The organism is Streptomyces flavofungini (assembly GCF_041028215.1).
GTDB lineage: Bacteria > Actinomycetota > Actinomycetes > Streptomycetales > Streptomycetaceae > Streptomyces > Streptomyces flavofungini_B.
Genome location: NZ_JASKYR010000300.1, coordinates 1 through 8,738, shown reverse-complemented (window position 1 = coordinate 8,738; position 8,738 = coordinate 1). Strand labels below are relative to the sequence as shown.

The window sequence follows — 8,738 nt, the reverse complement described above, 5'->3', positions numbered from 1 at the left end:
GTCTTGTTGCTGCTTGGTATGTCCATGGAGTTCTCCGGTCTGCGGAGCTGCCGTGCGCGTGGCGCGGGCGCTCCGTGGCGGCGGTGCACCGGACGGTGCGGCCGGCCCGGTCCTGCGGGGCCGGCCGCACTCGGTTCAGCTAGCTCAGGCCCGCGACGGTGGTGCGGACCTTGGAGATGATCTCGGCCGGGATCGGCGCGTAGTCGTTCTCCTTGAGGACCTTCTGGCCGTCCTCGCTGGCGATGTAGGTCAGGAAGGACTTGGTGGCGGGGAGCGTGTCCGCCTTGTTGCCCTTCTCGCAGACGACCTCGTAGGTCACCAGGGTGATCGGGTAGGCGCCCTCGGCGGTCGGCTTGTAGTTCAGTTCGAGCGCGAGGTCCTTGCCCTTGCCGACGACCTTGGCCTCGGAGATCGCCTTGGAGGCGTTGTCGACGGTGGCCTTCACCGGCTCCTTGGCGTCCGTCTTCAGGTCGACGGTCTTGACGCCCTCGCCCGCGTAGGAGAGCTCGAAGTAGGAGATGGCACCGGCGGTCTGCTTGACCTGGCTCGCGACACCCGCGGAACCGTTGGCGGACTGGCCGCCCTTGGGCTCCCAGGACTTGCCCGGCTCATACGGCCAGGCGCTCGGGGCGGCGCCCTTGAGGTACTTGGTGAAGTTGTCCGTGGTGCCGGACTCGTCGGAGCGGTGGAAGGCCTGGATCTTGGTGCTGGGGAGCTTGGCGTCGGGGTTGAGCTTCTTGATCGCCTTGTCGTCCCAGGTCTTGATCTTCTCGTTGAAGATGTCGGCCAGGGTCTTGGCGTCCAGGGTGAGCTGGTCGACGCCCGGGACGTTGTAGCCGACCGCGATCGGGCCGCCGACCATCGGGAGGTCGATGGCCTGGCTCTTCTCGCAGACCTTCTTCGACTTCTCGATCTCCTCGGGCTTCAGCGCCGAGTCGGAACCGGCGAACGCCGTCTGGCCCTGGAGGAAGGCGGTGATGCCCGCGCCCGAACCGGTCGGGTTGTAGTTGAGCTGCACGTCCTTGCAGTTGGCCGTGTAGACCTTCCGCCAGGCGTCGACCGCGTTCTTCTGGGCGGACGAGCCGGAGGCCGCGAGCTGGCCCTTGGCGTCGTCGCACTTGATGTTGGCGTTGGCGTTGGTCTCCTTGCCGCCGCCGCCCTCGCTCGTGTCGTCGGAGCCGCACGCCGTGAGGGCCAGGGCGCCGGAGACGGCGAGGGCGCCGAGAGAAAGGGCGCGGAGCCGGTTCTTGCGCTGAAGCTTCACTCTGGGTGTTCCTTCCGGGAGCCGCCGGCCCTTTGCTGGCGGCGTGCGATGTCTGTCTTGCGCTTTTCTGTCGTGCAAGGCCGAAATTAGGCAGGACAGGTGAAGCGGCCGATGGGCACGAGTGAACGGGGGGTGAACCTCGGCGGTCGGCCTGGTTAGACATCGCGTTACGGAAAGTACCCGAGCCGCTACGCGGAGTTGAGTACGTCGAGCAGGGCGTCGACGAGCCGCTGGTCACGGGGTTGGGTGAGCCGGTCGCGGGCCTCGGTGGGCGGCAGCCAGCGGACCCGGTCGACCTCGTCGTTGGGCTCGAAGCGGCCGCCGGTGGCCTCGGCCGCCCAGTAGTCGACGCGCTTGGGACGGCCCTGCACGGTGTAGTGGGCGGTGGGCAGCCGGGCGCCCGGCGCGCAGCGGTGCCCGGTCTCCTCCTCGACCTCGCGCAGGGCACCGGCCAACGGCTCCTCGCCCCGCTTCAGCTTGCCCTTGGGGAAGGACCAGTCGTCGTAGCGGGGGCGGTGGACCAGGCAGAGCTCCAGGCCGCCGTCGGCGGGGGAGCGGCGCCACAGGACGCACCCGGCCGCGAGGACCGGGTCCGCGTTGTTCGGGGACGTCATCGGCCACGCACCGCCTCGTGCTGCCAGACCTGCTGGAAGGCGAACCGTGCCGCCTCGACCTCGTGCCGCTGGTCGGCGTGGAGGACACCGAGGGCGTACGCGGTGGCCGGGGCGATGCGGGGGGTCCGCGCGGCCTGGGCCGCCGCCTGGGCCGCCGCCGCGGCCTCCTGGTGGACGTCCAGTGCGTGGCCCGCCTCCATGACACGCGGGTCCGGGCAGGCGTGCCCGAGCAGCACCTCCTGGGCGTACCTGTGCAGGCGCAGCAGGGAGCGGACCGTCAGCCAGGGCGCGTCCTGGGCGTCCGGGGCGGCGTCCGTGCCAAGGCCGTGGGTCAGGGCGCCCGCGTTGTACGGGTGGCCCGCCTGGCCGAGCGGCAGGACGCCGACCGCCTCCGCGAGCCGGGCCTCCGCGTCGGCCGCGAGGTCCTTCGGGTCGTCCTTGGCGTCGGTGAGGGGGACCTCGCTCGCCAGTACGGCGATGGTGTCCGCCACGGCGTGGAACCGGGAGGAGCCGAGGGCCTGGAGGGCGGTGGAGTGGGCCCGCGTCCTGGCGAGGGTGAGCTGGCGCTCCAGGAGGGCGGCGGCCTTGGCCGCGCCGACGGTGAGGCCGCGGGAACTCCGGTGCTGCCCGTCCGCGCCCGGCGCCGCGGGCCGCGCCCACCCCTCCCCGTGCTCCTGGCCGCGTTCCAGCACGGCGGACGCGGGGCGCCGTGCGGCACGTCTGCCCGCGGGGGTGCCGGAGGGCTCCAGGGCCGGATGGGGCACCGGGAGCGCTCCCGAGAGGCGGTGCAGGGCTTCGAGCAGGCGGGTCAGACGGGAGGTGCAGGCGTGCTCCTGGGCGAGGGTGGCGCGGAGCCAGGCCAGTTCCGGGCGCAGCGCCGCCGCCCACTCGGGGTCGAGCAGCGGGCGGAACGTGTGCAGGGTGGCGCCGATCCTGCGGGCGGCCCGCCGCAGCGAGCGGGCCGCCTCCAGGGACTCCTCCGCGCCCTGCGCGTCCGTCGTGGACTCGCGGTGCTGCCGCAGCGAGCGCAGGAACTCCGTCGCCTGGCCGCGCAGGTAGACCGGCAGGGCCTCGTCCGCCGTGCCGGTCGCCGCCACTGTCATCTCATGGTGTTGCTGTGCCACGCCGGCGCCTCCGGGCGTCTATGAGCATCTCCTGTACGTTCCGCAGGGGCTGGCCTTCCGGATCCAGCGAGTGACGGGTCCAGTTGCCGTCGGCGCCCAGGTGCCAGGAGGCGGTGGTGTCCGACATGCCGGTCTCCAGGAGCCGGCTGAGGGCCGCACGGTGCGCCGGGTCCTGGACCCTGACGAGCGCCTCGATGCGGCGGTCGAGATTGCGGTGCATCATGTCGGCGCTGCCGATCCACACCTCGGGCTCGCCTCCGTTGCCGAAGGCGAAGACCCGGGAGTGTTCCAGGAAGCGGCCGAGGACGGACCGTACGCGGATGTTCTCGGAGAGCCCCACGACTCCGGGCCGCACCGCGCAGATGCCGCGCACCCACACGTCGACCTCGACGCCCGCCTGCGACGCGCGGTACAGCGCGTCGATGACGGCCTCGTCGACCATCGAGTTGACCTTGATGCGGACGTAGGCGGGGCGGCCCGCGCGGTGGTGCTGCGCCTCCTTGTCGATACGGGCGACGAGCCCGTCGCGCAGCGACTTGGGGGCCACGAGGAGGCGCCGGTAGGTCTCCCTGCGGGAGTAGCCGGAGAGGCGGTTGAAGAGGTCGGAGAGGTCCGCGCCGACCTCCGCGTTCGAGGTGAGCAGGCCCAGGTCCTCGTAGAGCCGGGCGGTCTTGGGGTGGTAGTTGCCGGTGCCCACGTGGGAGTAGCGGACCAGGGTCTCGCCCTCCTGGCGCACGACGAGGGAGAGCTTGCAGTGGGTCTTCAGGCCGACGAGGCCGTAGACCACGTGGCAGCCCGACTCCTCCAGCTTCCTGGCCCACTTGATGTTGGCCTGCTCGTCGAAGCGGGCCTTGATCTCGACCAGGACGAGGACCTGCTTGCCGGACTCCGCCGCGTCGATCAGCGCGTCCACTATCGGGGAGTCGCCCGAGGTGCGGTACAGCGTCTGCTTGATGGCGAGGACGTCCGGGTCGGCCGCCGCCTGCTCCAGGAAGGCCTGGACGGAGGTGGAGAAGGAGTCGTACGGGTGGTGCAGGAGGACGTCGCGCTCGCGCAGGGCGGCGAAGATGTCGGGCGCGGACGCCGACTCGACCTCGGCGAGGTCGCGGTGGGTGCCCGCCACGAACTTGGGGTACTTCAGCTCCGGACGGTCCAGCTTGGCGATGCTGAAGAGCCCGGTGAGGTCCAGCGGGCCCGGCAGCGGGTAGACCTCGGCCTCGCTGATCTTCAGCTCGCGCACCAGCAGGCTGAGGACGTTCGGCGCGATGGACTCCTCGACCTCCAGGCGCACGGGCGGCCCGAAGCGGCGCCGCATCAGCTCCTTCTCCAGGGCCTGGAGCAGGTTCTCCGCGTCGTCCTCCTCGACCTCCAGGTCCTCGTTCCTGGTGAGCCGGAACATGTGGTGCTCCTGGATCTCCATGCCGGGGAAGAGCTCCTGGAGGTGCGCGGGGGCGGCGATGACGTCCTCTATGGGGACGTACCGCTGCGGGGAGGCCTCCAGGAAGCGCGAGAGCAGCGGCGGGACCTTGACCCGGGCGAAGTGCTGGTGCCCCGAGACCGGGTTGCGCACGACCACGGCGAGGTTGAGCGAGAGTCCCGAGATGTACGGGAACGGGTGCGCGGGGTCCACGGCGAGCGGGGTCAGGACGGGGAAGATCTGCTGCCGGAAGAGGGTGAAGAGCCGGGACTGCTCCTTCTCGGTCAGTTCGTGCCAGCGGACGAGGTGGATGCCCTCGTCGGCGAGGCCGGGCATGACGTCGTCCTGGTAGCAGGCGGCGTGCCGGGCCATGAGCTCGCGGGAGCGGTTCCAGATCAGTTCCAGGACCTCGCGGGGCTGGAGGCCCGAGGCCGAACGGGTGGCGACGCCGGTGGCGATGCGGCGCTTGAGGCCCGCCACGCGCACCATGAAGAACTCGTCCAGGTTCGAGGCGAAGATCGCCAGGAAGTTCGCCCGTTCGAGGAGCGGGGTGAGCGGGTCCTCGGCGAGTTCGAGCACCCGCTCGTTGAAGGCGAGCCAGCTTCGCTCCCGGTCGAGGAAACGCCCCTGGGGCAGCGCGTTCCCGTCGTGCCCCGTCTGGGCGTCCTCGTCGTAGGAGTCGAGGTCGGCGTCGATGTCGGGGGCGAGGTCGGAGACGGTGGCCGCGATGGTGTGCGGCCGGTGCGCGGCTATGGAACCGACGGAGGGCTGAGCGTGCTGTACCTGTCCCGGCGTGTTCGGCTGGCTCATGAAGCCATTCTTCCGCGTGGGGGCGCCGATGGGCTCGTCGGAGAACGCGGGATCGAGACGGGGCCTCCCGTTCTCGGGGGACGGCCTCCCGTTCGGCGGGGTCGGGTCGGGCACGGCGGGCTGCATTGGCCGAGCGTCGCAAGGCTGTCTGAATCAGCGGTTACGGGGACATGACGTGCGGGACATCGGCCGAGGACTCCCGGGCGTCCACATGGCCGGAAGTCCTCGGTCGAGCGTACCGATCAGGCCGTACGGCGGCGCAGCACCCGGAAGCTGACGTAGACGGCGACCGCCGCGAGGGCCAGGACGATCCCGGACTCGATCAACTGGACGTACCAGAAGTGGGATCGGGGGTGGTAGTCGACGTACCAGCCGGTGATCCTGGTGTCGGCGGGGCAGGAGAAGCCCTCGACCGGCGGGTGGCACTGCCCCTGGTAGAAGCGTTCTCCGGCGGCGTTGGTGACGCCCTGGTCGACGGAGAAGGCGTTCGGAGGCCCGGGGTGCCACCACATCCCGCTCGCGTCGGCTTTGGTCCCGGTGAGCGTACGGGTGGGCATGAGGTCCCACCGGATGCTGCCGAGAGCGTAGAGCAGGAGGCCCGTGAGGCCACCCGCGGCGGCCATGGCGAGCATCGCGCGGCGCAGCAGCAGCCCGGCGAGGGCGCCGACGGCCACGGCGAACAGGGCGTACACGGGCATGGCGGGGCCGGACAGCTCGTAGGTGCCGCGGTCCGGCCACCCCAGGTTGTAGTTGCCGTACAGCTCGGAGGTACCGATCCGGAAGACGCCCATCAGGAGCAGGATGCCGAGCACGGCACAGGTGGCGGCGGTCGTCAGCTTCGACAGGAGCCAGCGCGCCGGGGACACGGACTGGGTCCAGGCGAGCTTGGACACCCCGGACTCCATCTCGCGGCCCACCATCGGCCCCGCGACGAAGGCGGCGATCAGCGCGGGCAGGAGCAGCAGCCACAGCGCCCCGTTGGACATGGCGCCGGTGAGCATGTCGTGGGCGCTGGCCCAGCCCAGGAAGGTGTCCGTACAGGGGCCGTTGCCGCAGTCGGTCGGCTGCGGGTAGGCGGTGGACGCCCACCGCAGCCAGACCGTGAAGACCGCGGCGGCGGCGATGAGGGCGCCGGATGCCCACAGCGCCCCCCGGTGCAGCCGTACGTCCACCCAGCGGGGACCTCGTAGCGTCGGCATGCTCATGCCGTCACCCCCCGCCCGGCACGCGCCGTCGTACCCGGCGTCAGCAGCACCGGTGCGTCCGGTGTGCGCAGATGGGCCAGCACCAGTTCCTCCAGGGACGGTTCCGAGACCTCCCAGCCGTCGCCGAGGGGGCCCTCGGGGCGGATCAGGGCGGTCAGGCCGCGCCCGGTGGCGCGGGACTCGATGACGGTGTGCGGGGCGAGGTCGGCGGCCGGGCGCGCCCCGGTCACCAGGGCGTGCGCGGTGGTCAGGTCGTCGATGCCGCCGCCGAGCCTGACCTGCCCGTCGGAGACGAGGAGCAGGTGGTCGCAGGCGTCGGCCAGTTCGCCGACGATGTGCGAGGACATGACGACGGTGGTCCCGTGTTCGGCGGCCTCGGCCATGAGCGTGCCCATGAGCTGATGCCGGGCGAGCGGGTCGAGGTCGGCCATCGGCTCGTCGAGGAGCAGGAGTTCGGCCCGCTTGCCGAGCGCGAGGGCGAGCGCGACGCGGGTGCGCTGGCCGCCGGAGAGCGTACGGACGCGCGCGGCCATGTCGAGCCCCGCGCCGCTCACGACGCGCTCGGCCACGGCCATGTCCCAGCGTCCCGCGTTGAGTTCGGCGCCGAACCGCAGCGTGTCGGCGATGGTGAGCCGCGGGTGCAGCGGCTTCTCCTGGGCGACGTACGCCACCCGGGCGCGGGCCTCGCCGGGGCTGGTGCCGAGGACGCTCAGCGTGCCCGACGTGGGGCGGTCGAGCCCGGCGGCCAGGGCGAGCAGGGTGGACTTGCCCGCGCCGTTGGGGCCGACGACCGCGCAGACGCGGCCGGTGGGCAGCCGGAACGAGCAGTCGTGCAGGGCGCGGCTGCGCCTGCCGAACTGCCTGGTGAGGGCATGCGCCTCGATGGCGGTGCCGGTCATGCGGAATCCCCCTCGGTGACTGCCGCCCGCGGCGCGGGCCGCTCGGCGAACTGCTCGTCAAGTACGGCGGCGAAGAGCGCCGCCACGTCGTCCTTCTCCAGACCCGCCGCACGGGCCCGCGCGGCCCACTCGACGAGCTCCCCCCGCAGCGGCGAGTCCGCCGGTGCGCTGCCCAGTGACTTCCGTACGAAGGTGCCGAGGCCGCGGCGGGCCTCGACCAGGCCCTCGCGCTCCAGCTCCCGGTAGGCCTTGAGGACCGTGTTCGGGTTGATGGCGGTGGCCTCGACGACCTCGCGGGCCGTGGGCAGCTTGTCGCCGGGCTCCAGCAGGCCGAGGCGGAGCGCCTGGCGGGTCTGCTGGACGATCTGGAGGTAGGTGGCGACGCCACTGCGCCGGTCGATGCGGAACTCGACCACTGCTGCACCACCCTTTCACTAATTGAGTAGTGAAAGGGTGGTGTAAAAGAGGGGCGGCGTCAAGTGACGCCGCCCCTACCAAGGCGTATGCGCGGGATTCAGGACTCCGTGCGGTACATCAGGTCCGTCTCGTGGACGGTGAAGCCGAGACGTTCGTAGACGCTGACGGCCGCCTTGTTGTCCGCGTCCACGTAGAGCATCGCGGTCGGCAGGCCTGCGTCGGCGAGGTGGCGCAGGCCCGTCGTGGTCAGGGCCTTGCCGAGGCCGCCGCCCTGGGCGCCGGGGCGCACCCCGACCACGTACACCTCGCCGAGGCGCTCCTGCTCGTGCACCTTCGTCCAGTGGAAGCCGAGAAGACGGCCGTCGCTCTCCCGCTCGGCGAGGAAGAAGCCCGCCGGGTCGAACCACGGCTCGGCCTTGCGGTCGTCCAGGTCGCGCTGGGTGAGGGAGCCCTGCTCGGGGTGGTGCGCGAAGGCCTCGGCGTTCACCGCGAGCCAGGCCGCGTCGTCCTGGCCGGGGACGAAGGCGCGTACGGAGACGCCCTCGGGGAAGACCGGCTCCGGCAGGTCGAGCCCGGCCAGCGGGCGCCGCATCTGCCGCAGTTCGCGGAAGAGGGTGAGGCCGAGCACCTGCGCCAGGTGCCGGGCCGCGGAGTGCCCGCCGTGCGCCCAGACCCGCAGCCGCCGCCCGGACTGTGCGAGGAGTGTGGAGCCGAGCGCCCTGCCGTGGCCGCGCCCGCGGTGCGAGGGGTGCACGACCAGCTCGGCCGCGGGGGCCTCGACGGGGTCGGTGTCCTCAAGCTGCGCGTACCCCACGAGGTCGTCGCCGACGCTGAGCAGCAGGTGGCGCACGCCCTCGCGCGCTCCGCCGCGGAGCTGTAGCCGCCCCTGCTCGGACACCGCCTGCTGACCGTCGGTGCGCGCGGCGTCCGTGAGGAGCCCGAGCACGGCGTCGGCCTGCGCGGAGGTGAGGGCGGCGAGGGTGTCGAT

8 protein-coding genes are annotated in these 8,738 nt (G+C 72.0%); all 8 read right to left on the bottom strand.

The genetic code is table 11. The features are described 5' to 3' along the window. Positions 1-139: 139 nt before the first annotated feature. Positions 140-1,264 (bottom strand): phosphate ABC transporter substrate-binding protein PstS, encoded by a 1,125-nt coding sequence (gene pstS / locus AB8Z36_RS20930; protein ID WP_369214879.1) that lies wholly within the window; start codon positions 1,262-1,264, stop codon positions 140-142. A gap of 188 nt (positions 1,265-1,452) precedes the next feature. Further along, the gene (locus tag AB8Z36_RS20925) at positions 1,453-1,878 is read right to left on the bottom strand and encodes an NUDIX hydrolase (protein WP_369214878.1); all 426 of its coding nucleotides are present in this window, start codon (positions 1,876-1,878) and stop codon (positions 1,453-1,455) included. After that, the gene (locus AB8Z36_RS20920) at positions 1,875-3,002 is read right to left on the bottom strand and encodes a CHAD domain-containing protein (RefSeq protein ID WP_440581963.1); all 1,128 of its coding nucleotides are present in this window, start codon (positions 3,000-3,002) and stop codon (positions 1,875-1,877) included. Before AB8Z36_RS20920 ends, AB8Z36_RS20925 begins: the two co-directional genes overlap by 4 nt. Then, complete coding sequence (locus tag AB8Z36_RS20915; RefSeq protein WP_369214877.1) at positions 2,983-5,355, bottom strand: RNA degradosome polyphosphate kinase; 2,373 nt, start codon at positions 5,353-5,355, stop codon at positions 2,983-2,985. The genes AB8Z36_RS20920 and AB8Z36_RS20915 overlap by 20 nt, the downstream gene beginning before the upstream one ends. 116 nt (positions 5,356-5,471) lie before the next feature. Beyond that, the gene (locus AB8Z36_RS20910; RefSeq protein ID WP_369214876.1) at positions 5,472-6,434 is read right to left on the bottom strand and encodes an ABC transporter permease; all 963 of its coding nucleotides are present in this window, start codon (positions 6,432-6,434) and stop codon (positions 5,472-5,474) included. Beyond that, a complete protein-coding gene (locus AB8Z36_RS20905) occupies positions 6,431-7,333 on the bottom strand; it encodes an ABC transporter ATP-binding protein (protein WP_369214875.1) in 903 nt (300 codons plus the stop codon). The genes AB8Z36_RS20910 and AB8Z36_RS20905 overlap by 4 nt, the downstream gene beginning before the upstream one ends. Continuing rightward, positions 7,330-7,749, bottom strand: coding sequence for a GntR family transcriptional regulator (locus tag AB8Z36_RS20900; RefSeq protein ID WP_369214874.1), 420 nt, complete (start codon positions 7,747-7,749; stop codon positions 7,330-7,332). The genes AB8Z36_RS20905 and AB8Z36_RS20900 overlap by 4 nt, the downstream gene beginning before the upstream one ends. A 98-nt stretch (positions 7,750-7,847) precedes the next feature. Next, the coding region (gene mshD, locus AB8Z36_RS20895; protein WP_369214873.1) for a mycothiol synthase at positions 7,848-8,738 on the bottom strand (891 nt) is incomplete at its 5' end.

Bases quoted from the DNA above. Each gene is read 5' to 3' on its own strand.
- AB8Z36_RS20905 (WP_369214875.1), bottom strand. From the start codon at position 7,333: ATGACCGGCACCGCCATCGAGGCGCATGCCCTCACCAGGCAGTTCGGC.
- AB8Z36_RS20915 (WP_369214877.1), bottom strand. From the start codon at position 5,355: ATGCAGCCCGCCGTGCCCGACCCGACCCCGCCGAACGGGAGGCCGTCC.
- AB8Z36_RS20910 (WP_369214876.1), bottom strand. From the start codon at position 6,434: ATGAGCATGCCGACGCTACGAGGTCCCCGCTGGGTGGACGTACGGCTG.
- AB8Z36_RS20925 (WP_369214878.1), bottom strand. From the start codon at position 1,878: ATGACGTCCCCGAACAACGCGGACCCGGTCCTCGCGGCCGGGTGCGTC.